Source organism: Actinotignum sanguinis (assembly GCF_003957255.1).
Classification (GTDB): Bacteria; Actinomycetota; Actinomycetes; order Actinomycetales; family Actinomycetaceae; genus Actinotignum; species Actinotignum sanguinis.
Genome location: NZ_QDIE01000007.1, coordinates 41,829 through 67,032, shown reverse-complemented (window position 1 = coordinate 67,032; position 25,204 = coordinate 41,829). Strand labels below are relative to the sequence as shown.

Below are 25,204 nucleotides of genomic sequence, written 5' to 3'. Positions count from 1 at the left end.
ACTTTCCGCCTCTGCACGCAGGCCAGGGGCGCTGTTATCGGTTAAGATCTCGCCGATGCGCGACCCCCTGCGGCAGGCGCAGCGCATTATGAAAGCGAGGAAACTCCACTATTATGCCACAGTCAGCGGGCAGGCAAAAATAAGGTCTGAGTTAACTACCTCACCCACGCGAAATTCTCGGGTAGCTACCTTTCGGAAACCGCACCGTTTGTAAAATCGTTGAGCGCGCCGATTGTCTTTATTTGTTCCGAGCCACAGGTACGGTGCGGGCGCCACTTCGGCCGCAGGGAGCCTGGCGTGGCACGCCTCCACTGTCGCCTGCCAGAGCAGATCCGCTACCCCGCTCCCGTGCCAGCTGCGCTCCACGTAGAACTTGGAGAGCTCAAGCAACGGGCCCTTCCGCTCCGGAAGGTACATGAATGGTGCACCGTCCTCGCGCCCGGCAACGTCGTCGCCCCCCGTTCCCACCACGCTATCGGGAAGCACCGTGAGGCTGTAGCCCAGCAGTTGCCCGCGCGCCTCTCCACTCGCGCCGCGCACTACCACCGTCATCCAGTGCGGGTCAGCAAGGTAGTTCTCGAAAGCCTCCACGGAAAGATTCGCCGCCGCGAACACAGCAATATCCGCCTCGCTAAGATAACGCGGGCACGCATCTGGGAAGCTACGGGTGGCAAGGTGTGCTAATTCTGTTGCGGTGCGCCGCTGCGCTCCGTTTGGAAGTTCGCCGCCTGGTACTGCCCCGTTCCCGAGCTCCCCATCCGAAAGGGCTTCGCCCGGGAATACCTCATCCCCGGAAACGACGGCGCCCGCAACCCCGAGGACCTCGGTCTCCACCGCCACCGGGTGAACGTCGCTAGTGCGCCACACATAGCCCGCCGCCGCGAGTGCCGGCCGGTCGCGTTTGTCCAGATGAGAGGTATCCAGTGCCGCGATCATATCGGGACGGCGCGCAGCGGTGCGCGTAATAGCTTCGTCTCTCCGGTAGCGCGCCACCGCCCCGTGATTGCCGCTGAGTAGAACCGCGGGCACCTCGAGTTCGCGCCAGCTCACCGGGCGGGTGTAGACACGATATTCGAGCAACCCGGCCGCACCGTGCGATTCTTCCACGAGGGACTCCGGGTTGCCCACCATACCGGGGATAAGACGGGTAACCGCCTCCACGAGGGCCACCGCCGCCACTTCCCCACCGTTGAGAACATAATCTCCGAGAGAAAACTCCTCCACGTGCACGCCCTGCCCACGATAGTGTTCAGCTACCCGCGCGTCGATGCCCTCGTAGCGCCCGCAAGCAATAATGATGCGCTCCCGGGTGGCCAAGTCTTCCACGCGGCGCTGGGTAAGCGGTTGCCCGGAGGGGGTGGGAATCGCGAGGGTGATTGTTTCCGGGGCGCTCGAACCGATGAGATCATCGAGGGCGCGGCCCCAGACATCCGGTTTCATGACCATTCCAGCTCCGCCCCCGATGGGAGTATCGTCCACGGTGCGGTGGATATCACTGGTCCAATCGCGCAGATTATGGGCGCGAATATCGACGACGTCGCGACGGCGGGCCTTGCCCACCAGCGATAAATCGAGCACGTCGAAGAATTCCGGGAAAACCGAGACGAGGTCAATGCGCAAGCTCGCCATTACTTCGTTTCCTCCGTGCTGCTTTCCATCTCGCTGCTTCCCTCGGCGGCACTTTCCTCCGTGCCGTTTTCCTCGGTGGCACTGAGCGCGCCGGTCAGGTCATCACCCTCCACTACGATCATGTCATCTTCGGAGAAAAGCCCGGCCGGGGCATCGACCACGACGCAGTGATCATCCAGGTCCACCGCCGTCACGATCTCGCGCACGAAAGGCACGCGGGTAATCCGGCCGTCTGGCTCACGCACCACCAGGACATCCTGGGCGGGGCCGTTTTCCAAACCGGTAATAATTCCAAGCTCATAGCCTTCTGGATCGAGGACTTCCAGACCGCGTAGCTCATGGGCGTAATAGGCATCTTCTTCGGGCTCATCCTCATCGGTTTCCACGATAAGACGCACCCCGCGCAGCGCTTCTGCGGTGTCACGGGTGGTTGATTCAGCAAAGAGCGCGTAAGTGATTCCCCGATATTCTCGAGTGCGGGTGATGGTCAGCGGCCCGAAATCCGCCGGATCGGTTTCCAGCTGGGCTCCAACAGCGAGGCGGCGCGCGGGCGAATCTGTACGAACATCCAAACGGACTTCCCCTTTGAGTCCGTGCGGCGCCCCAATAATAGCTACCGTCAGTTGCATCGTGTCCTTCTTTCAGTTCCCGCACACGGTGGGGAACGGTGGTGGCTCATACAAAACCGGCCCGCAACCCCGAAAGGTTGAGGGCCGGTATGCCGCTACGTTAGTTACGGTCCGTTTCGATAACGTCCACGCGCACGGAGCCTTCGTCCGAAAGCGCGTTGACGACGGTCCGCAGAGCCTTGGCGGTACGCCCGCCGCGGCCGATCACCCGACCGAGATCGTCAGGGTTCACCCGAACTTCCAGAAGTTCGCCACGACGATTACGCGATGCCGAGACGTTGACATCATCCGGGTAATCAACAATTCCCTTGACCAGGTGTTCCAGAGCGTCCGTCAGCATTAGGCTTCCTCGGTTTCCGCTTCGGTAGCCTCGCCGGCTTCAGCTTCCCCAGCTTCAGCGGCGGCAGCAGCTGCGGCTTCCGCTTCGGCCTTCGCCTTGGCTTCAGCTGCGGCAGCGCGGCGCTTTTCGGCGTCGTCCTGGACCTTCTTGACCGCTGCGGCGCGCGCTTCTTCAGCGTTCACCGTTTCCGGAACACGCAGGCGACCTTCCTGGCCATCCTTGTATCCCTTGAACTTCTGCCAGTCACCGGTCACCTTGAGCTGCGCGAGCACGGCTTCGGTGGGCTGAGCACCCACGCCGAGCCAGTACTGAGCCCGATCAGAATCGATGCGGATCGTAGACGGCTGGGTATTGGGATCGTAGTAGCCGATTTCCTCAATAACCTTGCCATCGCGCTTGACACGAGAATCCGCTACGACAATACGGTACTGGGCCGCACGGATCTTACCCATGCGCTTCAAACGAATCTTGACTGCCACTTTTGTGGTCAATCCTTTCTCATTGGGGTGGATTACCCGGCCGGTTGGGGGACGCGCACCGTGCAATCCATGAACACGGATGACACCGGGTTGAGAGGGACCCGGCATCCTCCAAGTACATCTAGCTATTCTGCCAGAATTTTCTAGCTGAGGAAACAGGTAGTGCGCAGCTGCGCGGTGAGATCACTTACGCCCTCGCCCCACTGCAATGCCGGTGCGAATCCGCGACAGTCCCGGTGCGAGCCCGCCCTCCCACCGTTTCAACCTGACAAGCACCGCCGCGCCTGGCAAGATGGGAAGCGTGAATAACCCCCTTCCCGCCACCGTAGCCTGCACCGTTGGCACCGTCAGCACCGTGGGCTCACCCTCGGCTGCTCCCGCGCCTACCTCTAAGCTCGTGCGTTACGCCTGGCTCTCCGTTGCGGCCGCCCTCATCACCATTTCGCTCAAAGCGGCTGGCTACTGGCTCACCGATTCGGTGGGTCTTCTCTCCGACGCCACAGAATCTTTAGTCAATCTGGCAGCTGCGGTAGTCGCGGTGCTGGCCCTGTCCGCGGCCGCGAAACCCGCAAATGCACGCTATACCTATGGGCGTTCCAAGGCCGAGTATTTTTCTTCCGCTGTGGAAGGCGCGATGATTTTCGCGGCAGCCGGTTTTATTATTTTTTCCGCCGTTGACCGCATTATTCACCCCCAGCCGCTAGCGGCGCTGGGATGGGGTTTGGGCATCGTGGCGCTCGCATCGTTGGTCAATGGGATTGTCGGCCTCGTCCTGCTGCGCGCCGGCGCGAAGCACCGTTCCCCTACCTTGCGCGCCGACGGCAAGCACCTCCTCACGGATGTCATCACTTCCGTAGGCGTGATCGTGGGCGTGGGCTTGGTAGCGCTAACCGATGAGCCGCTGCTCGATCCCATCGTCGCTATCCTCGTTGCGGTCAATATCTTGGCCACCGGGGTTAAGCTGCTGCGCGAATCCCTCGCCGGACTCATGGACGCAGCTCTGTCTGAGCCGGATACCGAAAAAATCGTGGCGATTCTACGTTCGCATACCCGCCGTGAGGTGCGTTTCCACGGGCTGCAGACCCGAGTGGCCGGGCGTGAGTCGTTTTGTAATTTTGATCTGCTGGTTCCCTCCACCTGGACGGTGCGCGAGGGGCACGAACTCGCCGAAGATATCGCGGAGGAATTACGCGCCGCGGTGCCCCATCTACGCGCCCTCATCCACGTGGAGCCACTGGAGGACCCGCGCTCCTATGAGGATATTCCGGAAGGTTACGTGCCGCTGGGAGGTATTTCCGACGCGGTTCCGGATATCGTGGTGGAGGCTTTAACCACAGGGAAAAACGACGACGCCGCTACCTCCCAGAAATAACCACTCTGCTAAGAACATTGCAGCGGGCAAGCTCCCTCCTGCCCGCTGCGCCGTCGTCGTTACTTAAGGAAACGCTTGAGCTCTTCCATGCTTGCCATATCGGGAGCCGCAGGGGCAGACCCGGGAAGCTGGGCGCCCTTACCGAAAGCTGAGCCCTGTTCGGCACGCTGCCGTGCCGCCGCGGCTTCGGCTTCCTGACGGGCGCGTTTGGCCGGATTACCCGAACGCCCCTTCTTACCACCCGAAACGTTCTTCTTCGCGCGTTTCTGCTTGCGGGAGCCCCCGCCAACGCCGGGCAGACCGGGCATTCCCGGCATGCCGCCGCCGCGGCTCATCTGCGTCATCATCTTGGCGGCGCCCTCAAAGCGCTGCACCAGTTGATTGACTTCCTGGACGGTGGTTCCCGAGCCGCGAGCGATGCGCTGGCGGCGCGAACCGTTGAGGATTTTCGGGGTACGGCGCTCAGCGGGCGTCATGGATTGGATAATAGCTTCCACGCGCCCCATCGAGGATTCATCCCACTGCTCGAGGGCTTCGCGATACTGCCCCATTCCGGGCAGCATCCCCATGAGTTTCTTGAGCGAACCCATCCGCTTAATTTGGTTCATTTGTACGAGGAAGTCATTGAGATCGAAGGACCCCTCGCTCATTTTCTCGGAAAGTTCGCGCTGCTGCTCTTGCGTCCAGGTGGCTTCAGCGCGTTCGATGAGGGAGAGAATATCGCCCATATCGAGGATACGGGAGGCCATGCGGTCGGCGTGGAAGCGTTCGAAATCTTCCAGTTTTTCACCGGTGGAGGCGAAAAGGATTGGTTTGCCGGTCACGCCGCGCACCGAGAGCGCCGCGCCACCGCGGGTGTCGCCGTCGAGCTTGGTAATAACCACGCCGGTGAAGCCCACCCCATCTTGGAAGGCCTTCGCGGTGGCGACCGCGTCCTGACCGATCATGGCATCGATAACGAAGAGGACTTCGTCGGGGTTGACGGCAGCCCGAATATCAGCGGCCTGCTGCATGAGAACATCGTCGATACCCAAGCGTCCGGCGGTATCCACCACGACGGCGCCGTAGCCGTTCGCGGCCGCGTAATCTACACCGCTGGCGGCCACCTGGATCGGGTCCCCCACCCCATTACCGGGTTCGGGAGCCCATACGTCCACACCGGCACGCTCGCCCACCACCTGGAGCTGCTGCACCGCATTAGGCCGCTGCAAATCGGAGGCGACGAGGAGCGCCTTGCGGCCCCCGCGCGCGAACCAGCGCCCGAGCTTACCTGCCAGCGTGGTTTTACCCGCACCTTGGAGGCCGGCCAGCATCACCACGGTGGGTCGCCCCTGCGCAAAATTCAGTTCCCGAGTCTCCCCACCGAGAATCTCGATGAGTTCGTCATTAACAATTTTGACGATCTGCTGAGAGGGGTTGAGAGCTTGGGAGCGTACCGCACCGGTGGCGCGTTCGCGCACCGCTGCGGTGAACTCGCGCACCACGGGAAGCGCGACGTCGGCGTCCAAGAGGGCACGCCGAATCTCGCTAATGGTGGTCTCTACATCCGCTTGGGTGAGCACACCCTTGGAGCGCAGATTCTTGAATGCACCGGAAATCCGGTCGGAAAGATTATTAAACACTGGCCAGCCTTCGCGTCAACAAACTCGTTCCATTGTAAAGCAGGGTGCGCGAGCACGCATATTCACCCATTATCGTGCGTCAAACTAGAATCTAACGGCGGTGGATCTGCTCCGCAGCACCGTCGCGCCGTAGCTCCGCTATGCCCGCACGTGGCTCAGCTAGGCGTCCTTAGCTCAGCAGTGAATCGACGAAACCTTCCGGATCAAAGGGTGCCAGATCATCCGGCCCCTCCCCCAGGCCCACCAGCTTGACGGGCACACCGAGTTCACGCTGCACCGAAATAACGATGCCGCCCTTGGCAGTGCCGTCCAGCTTGGTCAGCACGATCCCGGTTAATCCGGTCACCTCCGCGAAAACACGGGCCTGTTGCATCCCGTTTTGCCCCGTCGTGGCGTCCAAAACAAGGAGAACTTCATTGACGGGTGCGGTGCGTTCCATGACGCGCTTGATTTTTCCGAGCTCATCCATGAGCCCGGCCTTATTTTGGAGGCGTCCGGCGGTATCCACGATAACCACGTCCACACCGGTTGCATCGGCCTGCGCCACCGCATCGAAGGCGACGGAGGCCGGATCTGCCCCTTCGCGATCCGAACGCACAACATCCACGCCCACTCGGTCGCCCCAGGTGACCAGCTGATCAGCTGCGGCCGCGCGGAAGGTATCTGCCGCACCGAGCAGCACCGTGGTTCCCTGCGCGCGCAGCAAACGCGCGAGCTTACCTACCGTGGTGGTTTTCCCGGTACCGTTCACACCCACCATCAGAACCGCCGCGGGATGCACCGCCCCGGAATCCGCTTCACTACGAGTGAGATTGAGGGAACGATCCATATCCGGACCTACGTGGCGCAGCAGCTCTTCGCGCAGAATTTCACGGACCCGTTGCGGATCGCTGGTACTTTCAATCTTCACCCGCGAGCGCAGACCCTCCATAATCTCACTGGTAGCATCCAGCCCCACATCGGCCATGATGAGGGTATCTTCCAGTTCTTCCCAGTCCGCCGCGGAGAGATCACCCCGAGAAAGAATCGCCAAAAGAGCCTGCCCGAAGCCACCCGAACGGGCCAGTCGGGCACGCAAACGCTGCATCCGGGAGGGGACCGATTCGGGTTGTTCAACCGCCGGAACCGTAACAACATCCGGGGCGGTTTCACCGGGGATTTCACCGGGGATTTCCCCGGTGGTTTCTTCGTCGGCGCCCTCCTGAGCTTCTGCGGTGGAATCCCCCTCAAGAACGGGGATGTTCCGACGTTCCAATTCCTCACGCCGCTGGTTCTTCTTCACCAGGGAAATAACGAGGGGAACAAGGAGAAGGGCAGCAACGGCCGCGATGACAAGTGCAAGAACTACAGGATTATCCACCCCTCCAGTCTTGCAGAGGGGGCCGGGTTTTTCCAGCCGGCAACGTGTTAGGCGCTGCGCCGTTCGCGGGTTTCAGCGTCTTCAGCCTCGAAGCTTTCCGCAATATCAACGGTGCCGCTCTGGCCGCCAGCACCGTCAGTGATCACGTCCGCTACCAGGGTCTCATCCGGATCCCCGGCGAAATTCGCCACATGGATTTCTTCCGGTACACCCGTGGAAGCATCCGCAGCGTTCGCCTCCGCGCGAGTATCTTCTGCAACGTTCTCAGCACGACGGCGCAGCGGCGGCGCAGGAATACGCGCCCGCAGTTTTTCACTATTGCGGCGCACCGTTTCCGAGAGTTCACGCTCCGTTTCCCGAGCTCGATCAAAGTGCTCATCGAGGGTTTCGGAGGTTATATAGGCTTCGGATTCGTGCGCGAAAGCTTCGAACATATCATCCACCGCCGTATCATGGTGGACGATGTCATAAGTGTCCATATCCAGTTCATCAGAGCGCCACGCGTCAAATGATTCCGCGACGGATACACCGGTGCTTTTCCCGGAATTCCGCGCGAATGACAGGGCATACACCAGCGCTGCGGCAGCAATAATGATGGCGATAACAACGATGATAAGGGGCACGGTCTTATTATGAGAATTTTCGGGGCGGCCGGCTACCTCCGACCCGCCCGCTGGCGCAATTGTTACCGAACTGCAACGTAAGTCTCGCTATTCGCGCAGTTCAGACATGCGCTGGGATACCACGGTGGAAACCCCATCCTCGCGCATCGCTACCCCGTACAGCGCATCGGCGATTTCCATTGTTCGTTTTTGGTGGGTGATCACGAGGAGCTGAGAGGAGCGCTGCAATTCCCGGAAAATCTCGAGAAGGCGCCCCAGATTGACATCATCGAGGGCTGCTTCCACTTCGTCCATAACGTAGAACGGGGAAGGGCGCGCCATAAAGATTGCCACGAGGAAGGCAATGGCGGTGAGCGAACGCTCCCCTCCCGACAGCAGGGACAGCCGCTTGACGCGCTTACCCGGTGGGCGGGCTTCGATTTCCACCCCGGTGGTCAGCACATTCTCCGGGTCGGTGATGATAAGTCGCCCTTCCCCACCCGGGAAAAGGCGAGCAAAGACCTGCTCGAAACGAGCACTAATATCGCTGAGCGCGGCTTTCATGACGAGGGTGACTCGCTCATCAAGCTCCGCCACAATATCGAGAAGATCGGCGCGGGTCTTCTTCAGGTCATCAAGCTGCTGCGCCAGGTACCTTTGGCGTTCTTCTAGCGCGGCGTGTTCCTCCAGGGCGAGCGGGTTAATGGTGCCCAGCCGAGCGAGGGCTCGCTGCGCCGTAGCTAGGCGCCGTTCCTGTTCGGCCCGCACGTAGGGCACCGCACCGTTGTCGGTGGGCACCGAGGTGAGCGGCCCGAATTCTTCCACGAGGGTAGCGCTGTCCACACCCAGGTCCTCAAGGGCACGGGTGGCCAGCTGTTCGTATTCCATGCGGGCGCGGGCGGTCGCCAGTTCCCGGACATGGGTGGAATCTGCTAGCTCGCGTTCACGGGCACGCAGCTGTTCGGCGTGTTCACGTAGGTGCGTGAGCTGCCCCTCGGCACCGTGTTGTTCTTCTTCTACCCGACGACGCTGCTCGGCCACCTCGGCACGTAGGCTGCGCACGTGGGTTAGGGCTCGTACCGCCGCGGCCGCTACCTGCCCGGCTAGCACCGCATATTCGGCTCGGGCCTGGCGAGCACGTTCTTCCCGTTCAAGGCGTTCGCGGGCCAATCGAGCCCGGTTATCCAGAGCATCAGCTCGCCCGCTCAAAGCTCGGAAACGTTCTTCGGCGGTGCGCAGCGCCAACCGGGCCTCCGTTTCTTGTTTACGGGCGGCCACGGCAGCTTCATGCGCGGAATCACGCTGCTGGGAGAGACGGGCAAGTTCATCATCATCGGGAATATCAGCAGTACTCTCTTCGGGCTGCGTGAAGCTTTCCAGCTCTGCCTGCCGGGCGGCTATATCTTCCCGCAAGGAGGCGGCACGAGCGACGGCGCGTTCTTCATCGGCACGCGCCGTAGAAAGAGCTTGGCGTAAAGCTCCTAATTGGGCAGTTGCGGCAGCCAGATTAGAGTCTCGCGCCGTCAGTTCGCTCCCGGAAGCCTCGGCGCGAGCCCGCGCGTCTTCCTCGGCGCTCTCAGCTTTCCGCAGCGCCACGGCTGCTTCATCAGCGGCGGTGGCGGCGGCATCGAGCTGCTCAGAAGCGTCCTGGTAGGCAGCTTGGCGGGCGAGAGTGGCAGCAGCGGTAGCCTCTCCCCCGGTAGCGGTGCACGCCGTGATAACGTCCCCGCTCATTGTTACCGCACGAGGCGCCCCGGCAGCCACAAGCAGGCGGGCTGTAACAAGATCAACGGTAAGTGCGGTGCCAGCTAGAAGTTGCTTGAGAAGGCCAGCCAGGTCGCTGCCCGTCCCGGACCACCTCACCACCGCTAATGCATGCACGGCGGCATCCTTATCCGGGCGCACCGTCTCAAAGGCGGTGCTCAGCTCAGCTTCGCGCGCGGCAGTTACAGCGTCGTCGTTCTTCCCTTCCGTAATGCTGAGCGTGAGACGCCCGGCTTGCGCCTGCGCGGCACCGCGCAAAATATCCACGGCGCTGTCGAGGTCGTCTACCACCGCACCGGCGGCGGTTCCCGCCAGCGCATTTTCCGCCGCGCTTTCCCAACCGCGTTCCACATGGAGGTGGTCACGCAACAATGCCGCACCGTGCTCGATAGCCCACGCGGTCGCATCTTCCGGTTCCAAAGAAAGCGCAAGGGTATCAACAATGGCCTGTAAGCGCGCCATTTCCTCGCGAGCACGTGCCTCGTTCGCGCGAGCCTCTTCCACGGCAGCGCGAGCCGCCAGATGGGCCCGGGTATGTTCTTCATGTGCGGTAGCGAGGGTATCGTCCCCGGCGGAGGTGGCGACAAGCTCTTCTTCGATATCCGTGACCTGCACGCTGGTGGTCTGCACGCGCTGGCGCGCAGCCGCCACGTCCTTGTCTACACGTTCAACTTCAGCCGTGAGCGCCTCGAGGCGGGATCGTATGGCGGAGACCTTCCCGGCACGGCGCGCAGCGTTCTCTCGCGCGTCGGCCCGCACCCGGCTCGCCTCGTTATAGGCGCGCTCGGCCGCGGCTTCCGCAGTTTCACTTTCCTCCCGCTGGGTGAGGACGGCGCGCAAAGCATCCTGAGCGTCGCGGACGCGCCCTTCCAGTTCTTCTTCTTCGGCCCGGGCCCGTACGGCGCGCGCCCGGAGCTCCTCCGGGTCATCTTGGCCGCCCCGTGCGGGCATGGTGCTCAGGGTGCGTTCCCGTTCGCGTGCCAGTTCGTCCATGGCGCGGAATCGTTCTTCGAGGGAGGCGAGACGCTCGGAGCTGTCACGCAGTGAGGAAAGCTGCGGGTTCAGGCGCGCATGGTGTTCCTCTGCCGCGGCGAGGGCGGCGCGGGCCTGCGTGAGGGCCGCTTGGTTTTCTTCGCGCAGCTGGGCGGTACGGTTATCTTCAGCGGTTCCGGCTTCGAGCCGCGCCTGCGCTTGGGCAAGATCATCGGCAAGGAGGCGTGCCCGCGCGTCGCGTTCGGTTGCCTGAATAACCTGGGCACGCCGGGCGGCCTCCGCCTGTTTGGCAAGCGGCCCGAGCTGGCGGCGCAGCTCCGCGGTGAGGTCTTCCACCCGCGTAAACGACCCCTTCATCGCTTCAAGTTTGCGCAGAGTTTTTTCTTTGCGCCGGCGGTGCTTGAGCACCCCGGCGGCTTCTTCCACGATATTGCGGCGCTCTTCAGGACTGGAGGTGAGAACCTCATCGAGGCGGCCCTGCCCGATAATAACATGCATTTCCCGCCCCATCCCGGTGTCCGAAAGCAGTTCTTGGACATCGAGAAGTCGTGCCGGAGTACCATTAATGGCGTATTCGGAGCCGCCGGCGCGGAAGAGGGTGCGGGTGATGGTCACCTCGGAATACTCAATGGGGAGCACGCCGTCAGAATTATCGATAGTAAGGGAGACTTCCGCGCGTCCGAGCGCGGGACGGCGCGAGGTACCGGCGAAAATAACATCCGCCATAGAACCGCCACGTAAGGTTTTCGCACCCTGTTCCCCCATCACCCAGGCGAGGGCATCCACCACATTGGATTTACCTGATCCATTGGGGCCTACTACCGCGTTAATTCCGGGTTCAAAGCGCACTGTTGTGGCGGTGGCAAAGGATTTGAATCCTCGCATGGTCAAGGTTTTTAAGTGCACGATTACAGATTATGCCAGACGGCGCCACCGGTGGTGCTACGACGGGGCACCACCTGCTACCGGTACCCACCTCGCGGTGGCACGCCGTCAATGTGCATCGCACCGTTACGGTGCCGCTAGAACATGAAAGGAACGACGACGATCTTGTAGATAAGTGCAATCGCGAAGGTTGTAGCATAACCGGTCATCACCCGGTTATCGGTGGTACGTGAGGTAGCGTAGGAAAGCACGGCCGGCTGCCCGAGCAGTCCTGCCACCGCACCCGCAGAACGGGTGGCCGAGGAACCAAGCGCCCACGCGGCAGCCATCATGACTCCGCACCCAACGATACTCACTGCTGCGGCCAAGAGCAGCGATTTCAGGCCCATCATTGTGAAGACGGTGGAGGCAAAAGCAGAACCGGAGTTGAGGCCCACCGCCGCGAGGAAGAGCATGAGGCCAAACTGGCGCAAGGTGAGATTCGCGGGGCGCGGCAGCTGCCAGGGTACCCTGCCGATGCGGTGCACCGCTCCGAGGATCAGCCCCACCACAAGCGGTCCACCGGCCGCACCCAGAGAAAAAGCCGCGCCACCCGGCAGCGGGATTTCTACCAGTCCGAGGGCAAAGCCGAGGGCAAGGCCGCCGGCCGCTGCCACCCAGTCCAGTTCGGAAGAGCTGGAAACGGAGTCACCGAAGTATTCCTCGAGCTCCTCCACCCGCGAGGTAGGTAGAGCGACTTCTACCACGTCGCCCATTTCCAGGTAGGTATCCGGGGTGGCGAGGATCTCGTCGTCGGCACGGCGGATAACCGTCACTCGGGCTTCGAAACGGCGATAGAGCGGGAGGGTCCCCACCGTAAGTCCGGCAATATCCCGATTGGATACCGTAAAACGGTGCACCGTCAGATACGGATCAGTCAGCCGCCGATGGCGCATGCGGCTCCCCAGGCGTTCGATGGCTTCAGAAAGCGCTGCCCGGGAGGCGAAAATGCGAACCCGATCCCCCGGCTCCAGGGCACGTTCCATATCGAGGATGTGCCAGCGCCGATTGCGCCGCATTGCTACGAACCGCACCTGCTGACCCGCGATATCCCGCATCTGCTGCGCGGAGATATCCCGATCCACGTACACGGTTGCCTGTTCCAGTTCCACATCATCCGGATCAAGCTGGTCGTTACGGGCCTTCCATTCCCGGTTAATAAAAATAGCGACCATGACAATGGCGAGCGTGACCCCGACCGGGTAACCAATGGAATAACCCACCGCAGGGTTATCCGGATCGGTCATTTCCTGGGCGAGAGCAAGCGAAGGCGTCGAAGTGAGCGAACCTGCGAAAACACCCACGGCAGTGCCGCGCAATAAACCGAGAAGCTCCCCGATTCCCACCGCGGCTGCCGCACCGGCCGTAATCGCAATAACGGAGGCAAGCATAAGGCCCAGCTGCTTGCGGATCTCTTGGAAGAATGTTTCCCCGGCTTCCAAGCCGATCATATAAACGAAAATACCCAGGCCCAAATCTTGCAAGAGCACAAGGAGCGACGTGGAAGGTGGAACCACCGCACCGACAAGCAAACCGATGAAAAGCGCCCCCGCTGCCCCGAATTTCAGGGGACCGAAAGGAATCGCCCCGAAGGCGGCGCCGAGCGCCACCACGATGAAAACAACGAGAACGGTATTGCTGGCAAGGATATCGAGCACAGTGCCACCTCGGAGTTGAAGACTGGTAGAACGTTGTCTACTCTACCAAGTCGGTGTACCGTGCCCGCGCTTTGGTGCACCGTGCCCGCCCCGTCCTACTCGGTAGGCGCTTCGTCAGGAGTACCTTTGCCCATGATTTGGCGCGCCATTCCAGCCAGATAAACCGACCCAACGACCGCCACCACCGGCGTGGCGAGTTCTTCACCGGCCTCAGCCTCAGCCCATCCAGCAGCCTCGTCGATTGCGGCGAGCAGATCGCGTTCCACGCGTACTCGATCCTCACCGAAGACCTCCCGGGCCAGGCGCGCCAGATCCTCGGCGTCCATAGCCCGTTCCCCGGGCATATCGGTGATCACAACGGCATCCAGCACCGGCTCGAACTGCCCTAGGGTCCCTTCCACATCCTTATCTGCCATCATGGCGAGCACCCCAACCCGCCGGCCGGGATAATATTCTTCCAGCGCGCTCGCGGTATGTGCGGCGCCGTGGGGGTTATGAGCTGCGTCTACGAGGACGGTGGGAGAGGTGCGCACCACTTCGAGACGTCCGGGCGAGGTAACGGCCATAAGGGCATGTTCGACGACGTCACCTGAAAGCGCGCGCCCGCCAAAGAATGCTTCAACCGCCGTGAGCGCCAGCGCCGCGTTCTCTGCCTGATATGAGCCGCGCAGTGCGAGGGGAATATCGTCGTAGCGAGCTGCCGGGGTGCGCACGGTCATGAGCTGACCGCCCACCGCAGTCTCCCGCCCGAGGACCTGTATATCTTTCCCGTAGACAGATACGTGGGCACGGGCCTGGTGGGCTGCCTGAGCGATAGCCGCACCGGCTTCCTCTGGTTGGGCAGCGCTCACCACGCTGGCCCCGGGTTTAATAATCCCGACTTTTTCACCTGCAATCTGTGCGATGGTGTGCCCGAGCCAACGTTCGTGGTCGAGAGCGATGGGGGTGAGAACAGCGACGTCGCCGTCGATCACATTGGTGGCATCCCACCGTCCCCCCATACCTACTTCGACCACTGCCACATCGATAGGTGCGGCGGCGAAAGCTACGTATGCCATGACCACAAATACTTCGAAGAAGCTCATGCGCGGCCCTCCCTCAGCTTGGGAGCGCTGGTCCACCAGTTCAACGAAAGGCGCTACATCTTCCCATGCCTGAATGAAATCGGCGCGGGAAATATTATGCCCGTCGATGGCGATGCGTTCACGCACCGACACCAGATGCGGGGAGGTGAAACGCCCGGTACGCAGGCCGTGCTCACGTAGCAGCGCTTCGATCATGCGTGCCGTCGAGGTTTTCCCATTGGTACCCGTCACATGCACGCACCGGTAGGAATGGTGCGGGTTACCGAGCAAATCCAAGCACATCTGGACGCGTCCAAGAGAGGGCTGCACCTTGTGTTCGGGAGCACGGGTGAGGATATCCCGGTAGATCTCCTCCACTTGAGCTTCTTCTGCGGTGATATCCGCAAGTTCGATGGTGGGATCAGGTGACTCTTTGATATCTCGGAGCACCGCTTCGTCCCCAAAAATTCCAGAATTGAGGACCTCGGAAAGTGCCGCATCAAGTTCGGCCTCCCGCGCCTCTTCGCTGTCGTAGTCCGCACCGTCGTAGCTAATGTTATTCGTGCCCATACCTGCCCCTTTCACGGCACACCAGCATATACTACGGGGCCCACGGTGCGACTGGCGCTGCCAGCCCCGTGGGCCCCGTTCCCGCACACCTATCGGTCTGCACAAACCATGATGTACGGATGTGTCTAGGCGGCGGATTCCTCAGCGTTCTCCACTGACGGGATGAGGGTGGAGAGCAGGAGCGCGATAATCACAAGGACCGCGCCCACCGCAATTCCGGCCTGGTAACCTCCCACCACGTTTTCAGTGCCGCCCACCGCGGTGGCCACCGCGGTGAGGATCGCGAAGGAAAGCCCCGCGCCCAGATTGAAGGCGCCGGCATTCATACCCGGGAGGTAGCCCTGGTTATCAGCCGGAGAGAGCACAATGCCCAAGCCGTTGAGCATGATATTGACGGTACCGGCGTAGGTAATACCAATGGCCACGCACAGGAAGAAGATGAGCGACTTCGAGGGTGCCCCCACACCGAACACCGCGATACCAAGGAAAATAACCGTGGAGAGCAGCCCCGCCTGGAGCACCTTCTTGTAGCCGAAACGCGAAGCGAGCTGCCCGGCAATCGGGCCCATAATGAGGCCGGCAATAGCGTAGGGCGTGAGCGTCACGAAGGAAACCGTTTCGGCCGGGATTTCCAGACCACCGGCGCTGGCTTCCAGCTGCGCCAGATTCGGGATAAGACCGTTCATGACCGCGAACACCCCGGTCATGGTGAAGAGAGTGGTAGATAGGAGCGCCCAGGTGCGCCGTTGCTTAAGGTAGCGAGTGGCCACCAGCGGGTGGGCCCGCGAAGATTCGATCTTCCAGAAGATCACCGCGGACACGGCCGCCACCAGAATTTCCACACCGATGAGCCACCAGCGGGCCTCCCCGAGCTTACCCAGCTCGTTGAAAGCGAAGTAGACACAGCCGAAAACGATGAGCAGCGTGACAACCCCGGGCCAGTCCATTGGGGTGCGGTCGCCCTGGGATTCGCGAGTTCCGAAAATTGAAGCCACAAAGGCGACGGCGCACACAACTGCCATGCACACAAACACGTAGCGGAAGCCCCAGTTACCGGCAATCCAGCCGCCCAACAGGGCGTCCACCCCGGCGATACCGCCATTGACGGAGGTAAGAATCGCCATGTACTTGGCGTAACGGCGCGGCTCGGGTACTTCCTGGTGCAGCATCACGAGGGTGAGGGGCACCATCGGCCCGGCAGTCCCCTGAATCACGCGCCCGATACCGAGGATGGTGACATTGGGTGCGAGCGCGGACACCACGCATCCAATCCCGGTAGCCAGCAGCATGCCCAGCAAAATCTTCTTGCGCCCGATCAGATCACCCCAGCGGGGCAGGAAGAGGGAAAAGAGGGCGGCGGAAGCGAAGAAAGCTGTTTGAGTCACGCCAATTTCAACTTCGGTCGCATTGAGTTCCACGCTCATGGTGTGCAGTGCTGGGGAGAGCATGGACGCGTTGAGCTGGAAAGCGAAGACCGCGCACAGCAGCGCGGCCATCAGCACGATAATATTCGTGCGCGAGCCGGTTTGTGCCCGGCCGCCACGCGTGGGAACGGAAGATGCCATAGTTTTTTCTTTCTCACCGGGGAGGACGACGCCGCACCGTGGCAGCGCCGTCCTCCGTTCACAAAGGTTGGGTTGGAAAGGGCCTAGCCCTGTATTTAGCCCAGGTAGTGGTGTTCGCCTACGCGCTCAAGCGCATCAGCGATGAGATCCCAGAAGCGCCCGTGATCGAGCCGGGTCGCAGCCCAGGTGTGGCAATCTTCGGGAATAGGTCCGCGGAAATCGGCCACCGTCATCCCCACGGTGAGGGTGCCGGTGAGTTCCACATCAATGGGGACCTGCACCGTTTCCACGATGGTGGGGTCGATAAGGTAAGCCACCGCGCACGGATCGTGTACCGGCGGGTAGTCGAAGCCCTGAGCATCCTGGTAGGAGGCACGGAAGAAGTCCATGAGTTCGTGGACGAAACGGGCCGGCTGGGTGCCCACCGCATCGATCTTCGCGTAGGCTTCCGGGGTGCAGAGCGCCTGGTGGGTGAGATCCAGCCCCACCATAACCACCTTCCACGGCTCGTTGAAAACAATATGCGCGGCTTCGGGGTCGATCTTGATATTGAATTCGGCGACGGCGGACCAGTTGCCGACGTGGTAGCCCCCGCCCATGAGGACCACCTGCTTGACACGCTCGGCCAGGCGCGGTTCCTTGCGCACCGCCAGCGCGATATTGGTGAGCGGGCCGGTGGGAACAAGGGTGACGGTGCCCGGTTCGTGCGCCATCACCGTGTCGATAATGAGGTCGACGGCGTGCCGGGAATCAAGCTCAATAGCCGGGGCCGGTAGTTCGGTGCCATCCAGGCCGGTATCTCCGTGAATATCGGGGGCGACTTCCACCGGGCGTACCAGCGGACGATCACATCCGGCCGCAAAAGGCACGCCGATCATTTTCATGACGGTGCCCACGGCGAGGGCATTATTCGTAACTTTCTTCAGAGTCTGGTTGCCACCCACCGTGGTGACGGCAAGCAGATCAATCTGCGGATTCGCCCACGCCAGCAGCATCGCAACGGCGTCGTCATGACCGGGATCGCAATCCAAAATGATTTTTTCCGGGGTGTGCTGTGTTGCCATGTTTTTCTCCACATCCTTGGGGAACTCCCGCGGAGTTCTACGTGGTTTCATTAAAACATAGAAACAATAATCTCACCGCGAGCGTTCACCAACACCCCGCAAACATGTACGAGCCTGGCGCCGCGGCCTCAGGATACTGGCGCCGCGGCCGGCACATCGGCCCCCGCCCGCACCAGAGCCGGCGGAAACAATCGCCCCTGGATGCCGTCCACCGCTAGCCCGAGAACAAAACCGAGCAACGCCGGCCCGGCCCAGGCCAGTCCTTCTGCGCCCAGCGGGAAGAGCGCCAAAAACTCCGCAACGGGGGAGAAAATATCCCATTCGGTCACAACCAGCCCGTCCAGAAGCGCGAAAGGTGCCGCAATCCAGGCGGAGGCGCGGTAGGACCAGTGCAGGCGTCCGGGCACCGCCAGATCGACAAGCGTCACAAAGATAAGAACAATCGCGATGGGATAAATAAAGCGATTGATCGGGTTAATGAAATTGAGGATTCCTTCCAATCCCAGGGTGGACATGGCGAAAGCAAACATGCCCTGCCCGATGAGGAGGGGACGGTACGCCAGCCCCGGAAGATAACTGCGGTAGAACTGGGTTGCCGCGCCCAGCAGGCCAATCGCTGTCGTCAAACACGCAAGAATCGTGATGGCACCGAAGATAAGCTGGCCGCTCCGCCCGAAGAAACGCTCGGAAACAGCAGCCAATGCATCCGCACCGTTAGCGAAACCCTCGGTCGCCACCCGCACCCCTATCTGGGAGAGCCCCAGGTAGATCGCGGCGAGGATCAACGCGGCGATGAGGGCCACGCCCGCAGCTCCCCCGAAGAGTGCCCCGCGAGATGTAAAGCCCTTAGAACGCAGCGAAGATACGATGACGAGCCCGAAGACGAAGGCTGCCAGCGCGTCCATGGTCATATACCCGCTCAGCAGGCCACCGGTGAGCGCATTCGGAGCATACGGCGCCTGCGGAAGCGCAACCTGGGGCGGCAGATGGAGTACCACCACCGTAATGAGAATCGCCATGAGGATGACGAGGGCTGGGGTGAGGATGCCTCCCACCCGATCCACCATCTTGCCCGGATTGAGGGCCACGAGTACGGCCACCACGAAGAACACAGCGGAGAAAACGAGGAGGGCGGGGCGGGCTGCGGCGTCGTCGTGCATCACGGGGCGGACCGCAACCTCGAAACTCACCGCGGCCACCCGCGGCACCGCATACAAAACTCCGGTGGTAATAAAAATCGCCCACAGCAGCGCATGACCGGGGATACGGCCGATACGGGTCGCAATATCTTGCGGGGTGCCGTCGCGGCTGGACGTGGCGGCGATGAGGCCGATGGCGGGGAGAATCACCCCGGTGCCAATAAAACCGGCGATAGCCAGCGGCGTATTCGTTCCGGCTTGAATGCCGAGCATCACCGGGAAAATAAGGTTCCCCGCCCCGAAGAACATGGCAAAGAGCGCCAAACCGGTAACAGCGAGCGTGAGGACGCGCGAGTTTTTCATCCCTGACCTTCGTGTGAATTGTGAGAAGCCTGCGGGGCCGCGGCAGACACCATGGTGGTCTACCGCGGCCCGTGCAAGGCCCCTACTCTAGAGGATCACGGCGCGCCGTTACAGAGCGCGCCTCCCGTTAGCGCGCGACTTTCGTCACCTCGATGCCGAGCGGTGCGCCTTCTGCACCCGCCGTCACCTGCGCCTGCACCGCGAGGGTTTCCTCCTGGATGAAAGGCAGGTAGCGGCTAACCGCATCCACTCGCTCTGCGGGAACCGTGAGCTTGAGGGCGATCCGGTCGGCCACGTGTAGCTGCGCGTTCTTGCGTTCGTCCTGCACGGCGCGCACGACGTCGCGGGCGTAACCTTCGGCCTCCAGTTCTTCATCCACCTCGGTATCCAGGGCAATGAAAGAACCGGAATCGAGCGCCGCGGCGACCGAGCCCGGATCGGCTTCCACCGATACGGTGATCTCGAACTGTCCGGGCGCCAGGCGCACCTCCGGATCGGTATGGAGCACCGCTTCCGCACCGTCCTCGCTCCAGTTCCCGGCCTTGGCGGCCTGGAAGAGCGCGGAGGTCATCTTGCGCAGCTGAGGATCCAGCTCGCGCGGGAGAACCTTGAGATCACGGCTGACCTTCATCCCCGATTGCGCCACGTCCTTGAGTTCAACGTTCTTGACATTGACTTCCAGAGCGATGAGGTCCGCGAAAGGTGCCAGATCACGGTCGGTGACAATGGTGAGGCTACGCAGCGGTTGCCGCACCCGCAACTGGTGGGTTTTACGCAGGGAGTGCGCGGCGGAGACGACGGCGCGCGCCTCGTCCATCGCTTCGCGCAGCGCATCATCCGCCCAGGAATCAGGCAGTTCAGGCCAGTCTTCCAAGTGGACGGAGCGCCCGCCGGTCAGGCCCTTCCAGATCTCTTCTGTCACGAGAGGTGCGAGGGGTGCCATCACCCGCATGAGCACTTCGAGCGCCGTGTAGAGCGTATCAAAGGCGGCGTGGTCCTCATTCCAGAAGCGATCCCGGGAGGTACGCACATACCAGTTAGTCAGCACATCGAGGAAACCGCGCACCCGGTCGCAGGCGGCCGGAATATCGTACGTATCCAGGTCGGTGCGCACCTTATCGGCCAGCTCTTTAATGCTGGCCAGCAGGTAGCGATCCATAACATCCAGACCGGAGGGGTCGCTCACCCGCTGGGCCCGGTAGCCCTCCCCTTTCGAGCAAGTCGAGGCATAAAGCGCGAAGAAATAGTAAGCATTCCACAGCGGCAACAGCACCTGGCGCACGGTATCGCGCAGCGCACGTTCGGTCACGATGAGGTTCCCGCCGCGCACGATGGGCGAATTCATGAGGAAGAAACGCATCGCATCGGCCCCGACCTCGTCGAACATCTCGTAGACATCCGGGTAGTTACGCAGCGATTTCGACATCTTCTGGCCGTCATCCCCCAGCACAATGCCGTGGGAGATACAGGTGCGGAAGGCCGGGCGGTCAAAGAGCGCGGTGGCGAGCACGTGGAGAGTGTAGAACCAGCCGCGGGTTTGTCCGATGTATTCGACGATGAAATCCCCCGGGTAGTGGTCCTCGAACCAATCCTTATTTTCGAAGGGATAGTGAACCTGGGCGTAGGGCATGGAGCCGGATTCAAACCAGCAGTCCAACACGTCGGTGATACGCCGCATGGTGGACTTCCCTGTCGGATCATCCGGGTTGGGACGGGTCAGCTGGTCGATATAAGGACGGTGGAGATCCACCTCTCCTTTTTCATTGCGGGGCAGTCGCCCGAAATCACGCTCGAGTTCTTCCAGGGAACCGTAAACGTCTTCGCGCGGATAGTTCGGATCATCAGAACGCCATACCGGAATGGGGCTGCCCCAGAAGCGGTTGCGGGAAATGGACCAATCGCGCGCTCCGGCCAACCAGTTACCGAACTGGCCGTGCTTGATATGCGCCGGGGTCCATTCGATCTGCTCGTTAAGCTCCACCATCCGATCCCGGAAGGCACTTACTCGCACGAACCACGAGGACACCGCCTTGTAGATGAGCGGTTTACGGCACCGCCAGCAATGCGGGTAGGAGTGCAGGTAAGAGCGCTCCTGAACAAGCACGGCGCGCTCGTTTTCCGGACGGCGCGCCAGCGGCCCGGTTCCCTCACGCAGATCGCGGGTGATGGGCAGATTGGCATCAAAGACCTGGGTACCTTCGTAATCGGGCACCTCGGCGGTGAAACGGCCGGCGCCGTCCACCGGGACCACGGGGCGGATGCCTACTTCCTGGCAGGCGAACATATCATCCTCACCGAAAGCGGGGGCAATATGGACGAGCCCGGTACCGTCTTCGGTGGTCACGAAGCTCCCGGCGATCACGTGATAGGCATGCGGGCCGGGTGCCTCGTCGGCCGCCCGGTTCATGAAGTAATCGAAAATCGGGGCGTAAGCGCGACCCACCAACTGCGAACCGGGGAACCGTTCCACAACTTCCGGATCGTCCCCCAGTTCCTTCGCGTAGGATTCCAGGCGCGCTGCAGAGATAATCACCCGCTCGCCTTCCAGCTTGCCTTCGCGCGGAACCACGGTGAGGTACTCAATGTCCGGGCCCACGGCAATGGCCAGATTGGAGGGAAGCGTCCAGGGCGTCGTCGTCCAAATAAGGGCAAGTTCACCCGTTTCTAGGCGCAACCCGACGGTCAAGCTGAGGTCCTGCCGGTCCTTATAGACATCGTCATCCATCTTCAATTCGTGATTGGATAGCGGAGTTTCGTCATTCCAGCAGTAGGGCAGCACCCGGTAGCCATCGTAGGCAAGGCCCTTGTCGTACAGGGTCTTGAAAGCCCACAGCACCGATTCCATATAGGTGGTGTCCAGGGTCTTGTAATCATGGGAGAAATCAACCCAGCGCGCCTGGCGGGTTACGTACTCTTCCCATTCCTTGGTGTAACGCAGCACCGAGGAGCGGCAGGCCTCGTTGAAGGTGGCGATGCCCATTTCTTCAATCTCATCGGTGGAATCGATCCCGAGGATACGCTGGGCTTCCAATTCGGCCGGCAGCCCGTGGGTGTCCCAACCAAAGCGGCGCTCGACCCGGCGCCCGCGCATAGTCTGGTAACGCCCCACCACGTCCTTGACGTAGCCGGTGAGAAGGTGACCGTAATGGGGTAGGCCGTTGGCGAACGGCGGGCCGTCGTAGAAAACGAATTCATTGGAGCCGTGCGGCCCGGATTCACGCTGCGCAACGGAGGACTGGAACGTATTGTCTTTCTTCCAGAAAGCGAGGGTGCCTTCTTCCATCTTCGGGAAGTTTGGGGAGGCGGGCACGCCGCCCTCGCGATGAAGCGGATACATATCCACGCGGTGTCTCCTCGTGTCTCAAACCTAGTCGGAATGAGGACGACGCCGGATATCCGGTACCGCGGTACCACCTCATTTGCTACTCGCCGCACGCGTGGTGCAGCGGGTAACCGCTTCATTAGGACGCTAACGGATCCACCCGCTCGGTTCTACTGGGCTGCAGGGCGCGGGCCGCGCGGCTGTTCTTCCGAGAGCTCGCCGGTGATTGCCGGGTCAAAGCCAACGCCGCTCATTGTAGCCCTTCCGCGCGCGGGGCGCATCTAGCTTCCGGGTGGCGGGCGCACCGGTACAAATCGCGGCGCCGGCGCAGCTTCAGCCGGTAGCGCACCGGGCTCTGTAGTGATGCGAGCCAGTTCGCGCATCTGCGGGGAATCTACGTTTTCCAAGTACTGCGAATGCTGGGAGAAGAGACCCCCGCGCCCCGCGAAATGATGCGCGGTGAAATCTGGATCCCGGCGCGGATTGAAACCTAGCGCATCGGTATGTCCACCCGAAACCGCTCCCCCGCCCACGGCATTGACCACGTTAATAATGTCTTTTTTATTGGAGAGGACATGATTGGAGGCGGCGCTTCCAGCTCCGTGCGGCCCGGTATTCATATCCCAACCTTCGGCCACTACCCCGGGTGTTCCGTATACCACAAGGGTGTCGACGACGCCGGGCCTAGCCCGCTCCGCAGCCGCTGAAGCCGTCACCGAACCGTAGGAGTGCCCCAGCAGGTTAATACGCGGGCGATCCTCCCCGCGAACCTGGGCGATACCCTCCGCGAAACGCGCGAGGTTAGCTCCGCCTTCCCGGGCGCGCGCCGGGGTGTAGAGAGAGGAGTCCAACGCGCTTTGCGGGGCGGCGTAATCAAACCAGGTCACCACCGCGGGACTCCCTGTTTCGCCACGGGCGGTGAGAATATCCTGCTGCAGAGCAGCTAGGCGACCTGCCGCCCCCATATGGGAGTCGAGGGATGTGACCACATTGGTGGTCATTCCACCCACTTCAATGGTGACGGACGGGGCTGTATCGACATCGCCTTGGGCAAGGGCCACCTGGATAGTTCGCAATTCCGCGCCGGTTCCGGTGCGGGCCCGGTTCGGCCCGCGATAAACGAGAAGCTGACGGGGCTGCGCGGGGCCCACCCGCGAGGAGGAGCGCGCCGGGCCTGCGCGCCCCGAAGATGGCCGTGCCGGTGACGACGATGAGTGCCGCATCGCATCGTGGCGCGTACCCGAGTGATCCGGAGACGGGGAGAGGTGCTCACGCCAGTTGCGATCCAGGCCGCGCTGGGTGCGGATCGTGGCGTAAGCCGCCAGGTTGGCGGTGATAGTGGCATAGCGCAACTGAGCCGCACCGAGCTGGGCGGTGCGAAGTTCCCTATCGCTTTTCCCTAAGTTGCCCTCGAGATCTGCCTGGGCACTGGCGATTTCTGCGGATAATTCGGTAAGAATAGGGTCGTAATAGGCGCGGGCCCTTTCTTCATCCTGGCGGGCCACGGCAATATTGGCGCGATCCCGCACCGCGTAGGGTATTCCGTCAAGATTACCGAGATCCTGCGGATAGTGAACAAGCATGTAGGAACGCTCGGCATCGCCCAGGGATGCCCACCACGCGTGCACATACGCCGCGCTTTTCCCGACCGGTACCCGCCCTACCGAACGATAGTGGTTGGTGCGAGCCTCCGGGGCGATCTGCCCGGCGGCCAGCTGGGTAAAAACCTTATCTAGATAGTTGAGTGTATTATCGGCTGACCTGTGGGCTACCTCTACCTCCGCCCTAATCTGGATCGCTATCTGACGGCGTTCCCACTCCGCTACCCCGGTGGTATCCGCGCCAGCGAGCGGGTCAATCACCTCACCGCCGGGCGTGATTTCCATGCCGGCAGCGTTGGCGCGGGAGAGTGCTTCACTCACGGTTGTTTGGGTACGGGTGATTTTATGCTGAGCTTCCCCCAAAGCCTGGATCAGGTGGTCAATACGGTCGGTGTGCGCGGCGGCACGTGCTGCCAGGGCCCGCACATCGGAGAGGAAGGCGCGCGCCCCGTAGCCTTCCCACGTGCCTGCAAGGGAGCGTGTGGCTAGCTGCCGCAGTTGCCAACTGGCTTCTTCGCAGCGCCGGCGCGCGGAGGCTACCTCGCTGAGCACCGCCGTGAGTAAGGCACCGTTCCAGCGGCGCAGCTGAGCCCACGACACCGCTAGGTATCTCATTGTTTCACCCCCGCAATATCCGTAGCCGCGACGTTTTCTACGCCCTTGACACCAGTAAAATCCGCTGCGGCCTCGCCATCTGCCTCCTGATAGATACGCCAAGCTAGGGCGAGCGAATCGGCAAGCTCATCAGCTCGGGCCGCGATACTACAGGTGCTCCTATTGACCGCGGTGCATCCTGCGCTCACGGTTGCCGGCGGTGGGGTGCCGCCCAAGGCCGCACTCACTGCTCCCGGCACGTTATCGACCTGTACCGGAGCCAGTGCGGCGCTCACATCCGCGAGCGCCGCGCGCAGTTCCGCTGTGACAGATTCCGTGATGAGAACCCCGTCCACCGCTGCCTCCCCGTGTTGTTTCCGTTATCTTTGCGCTGGCACCGCTTGCTGAGCGCTCGAGTTCCTGTGTGTTAGCGCCCCTGACTGAGCGCTTGAGCCGATGGTGCCAGGCATGGAAACATCCGTCCAGAGCCCATCCACAGGCAAGCTTTGACCCGTGCATTTATCCACAGGGAGGTCCGCGGTAGGGTGAA

17 protein-coding genes are annotated in these 25,204 nt (G+C 61.8%); 1 reads left to right on the top strand and 16 read right to left on the bottom strand.

Annotated features, from left to right (window positions below):
• Positions 1-111: 111 nt before the first annotated feature.
• The 4 genes from trmD to rpsP form a co-directional block, all read right to left on the bottom strand.
• Positions 112-1,620, bottom strand: coding sequence for a tRNA (guanosine(37)-N1)-methyltransferase TrmD (gene trmD, locus DDD64_RS03245; protein WP_206435370.1), 1,509 nt, complete (start codon positions 1,618-1,620; stop codon positions 112-114).
• Between the two features lie 8 nt (positions 1,621-1,628).
• Positions 1,629-2,258 carry a ribosome maturation factor RimM gene (gene rimM / locus DDD64_RS03240; RefSeq protein ID WP_241227353.1) on the bottom strand — a complete coding sequence of 210 codons (630 nt, stop codon included), beginning with the start codon at positions 2,256-2,258 and terminating at the stop codon, positions 1,629-1,631.
• A gap of 100 nt (positions 2,259-2,358) precedes the next feature.
• Positions 2,359-2,598, bottom strand: coding sequence for an RNA-binding protein (locus tag DDD64_RS03235; protein ID WP_016442467.1), 240 nt, complete (start codon positions 2,596-2,598; stop codon positions 2,359-2,361).
• Positions 2,598-3,077: a 30S ribosomal protein S16 gene (rpsP, locus tag DDD64_RS03230; protein WP_126135005.1), complete on the bottom strand. Its 480-nt coding sequence runs from the start codon at positions 3,075-3,077 to the stop codon at positions 2,598-2,600. Before rpsP ends, DDD64_RS03235 begins: the two co-directional genes overlap by 1 nt.
• Positions 3,078-3,369: 292 nt before the next feature.
• Between rpsP and DDD64_RS03225 the strand changes: the two genes are divergently transcribed.
• The gene (locus tag DDD64_RS03225; protein ID WP_126135004.1) at positions 3,370-4,449 is read left to right on the top strand and encodes a cation diffusion facilitator family transporter; all 1,080 of its coding nucleotides are present in this window, start codon (positions 3,370-3,372) and stop codon (positions 4,447-4,449) included.
• Between the two features lie 59 nt (positions 4,450-4,508).
• On the opposite strand, the gene ffh is transcribed toward DDD64_RS03225, so the two are convergent.
• The 12 genes from ffh to DDD64_RS03165 form a co-directional block, all read right to left on the bottom strand.
• Complete coding sequence (ffh, locus tag DDD64_RS03220; RefSeq protein WP_126135003.1) at positions 4,509-6,071, bottom strand: signal recognition particle protein; 1,563 nt, start codon at positions 6,069-6,071, stop codon at positions 4,509-4,511.
• A gap of 169 nt (positions 6,072-6,240) precedes the next feature.
• Positions 6,241-7,431, bottom strand: coding sequence for a signal recognition particle-docking protein FtsY (gene ftsY / locus DDD64_RS03215; RefSeq protein ID WP_126135002.1), 1,191 nt, complete (start codon positions 7,429-7,431; stop codon positions 6,241-6,243).
• 47 nt (positions 7,432-7,478) lie between these two features.
• A complete protein-coding gene (locus DDD64_RS03210) occupies positions 7,479-8,054 on the bottom strand; it encodes a hypothetical protein (protein ID WP_126135001.1) in 576 nt (191 codons plus the stop codon).
• Positions 8,055-8,141: 87 nt separating this feature from the next.
• Positions 8,142-11,696 (bottom strand): chromosome segregation protein SMC, encoded by a 3,555-nt coding sequence (gene smc, locus DDD64_RS03205; protein WP_276330024.1) that lies wholly within the window; start codon positions 11,694-11,696, stop codon positions 8,142-8,144.
• A 116-nt stretch (positions 11,697-11,812) separates the two neighbouring features.
• Positions 11,813-13,372 carry an aspartate:alanine exchanger family transporter gene (locus DDD64_RS03200; protein ID WP_126134999.1) on the bottom strand — a complete coding sequence of 520 codons (1,560 nt, stop codon included), beginning with the start codon at positions 13,370-13,372 and terminating at the stop codon, positions 11,813-11,815.
• Between the two features lie 95 nt (positions 13,373-13,467).
• Entirely contained in the window at positions 13,468-15,006 is a 1,539-nt protein-coding gene (locus tag DDD64_RS03195) for a bifunctional folylpolyglutamate synthase/dihydrofolate synthase (protein WP_126134998.1), read from the bottom strand.
• A 125-nt stretch (positions 15,007-15,131) separates the two neighbouring features.
• Positions 15,132-16,571, bottom strand: a complete 1,440-nt coding sequence (gene uriT / locus DDD64_RS03190) for a uridine transporter UriT (protein ID WP_126134997.1) — start codon at positions 16,569-16,571, stop codon at positions 15,132-15,134.
• A gap of 95 nt (positions 16,572-16,666) precedes the next feature.
• A complete protein-coding gene (uriH, locus tag DDD64_RS03185; protein WP_126134996.1) occupies positions 16,667-17,635 on the bottom strand; it encodes a uridine-preferring nucleoside hydrolase UriH in 969 nt (322 codons plus the stop codon).
• 128 nt (positions 17,636-17,763) lie between these two features.
• Positions 17,764-19,137 (bottom strand): branched-chain amino acid transport system II carrier protein, encoded by a 1,374-nt coding sequence (gene brnQ / locus DDD64_RS03180; protein ID WP_126134995.1) that lies wholly within the window; start codon positions 19,135-19,137, stop codon positions 17,764-17,766.
• A gap of 127 nt (positions 19,138-19,264) precedes the next feature.
• The gene (ileS, locus tag DDD64_RS03175) at positions 19,265-22,474 is read right to left on the bottom strand and encodes an isoleucine--tRNA ligase (protein WP_126135014.1); all 3,210 of its coding nucleotides are present in this window, start codon (positions 22,472-22,474) and stop codon (positions 19,265-19,267) included.
• A gap of 266 nt (positions 22,475-22,740) precedes the next feature.
• Positions 22,741-24,660 carry an alpha/beta hydrolase gene (locus tag DDD64_RS03170; protein WP_164545893.1) on the bottom strand — a complete coding sequence of 640 codons (1,920 nt, stop codon included), beginning with the start codon at positions 24,658-24,660 and terminating at the stop codon, positions 22,741-22,743.
• Positions 24,661-24,671: 11 nt separating this feature from the next.
• Entirely contained in the window at positions 24,672-25,010 is a 339-nt protein-coding gene (locus DDD64_RS03165) for a hypothetical protein (protein WP_126134993.1), read from the bottom strand.
• Positions 25,011-25,204: the final 194 nt, after the last annotated feature.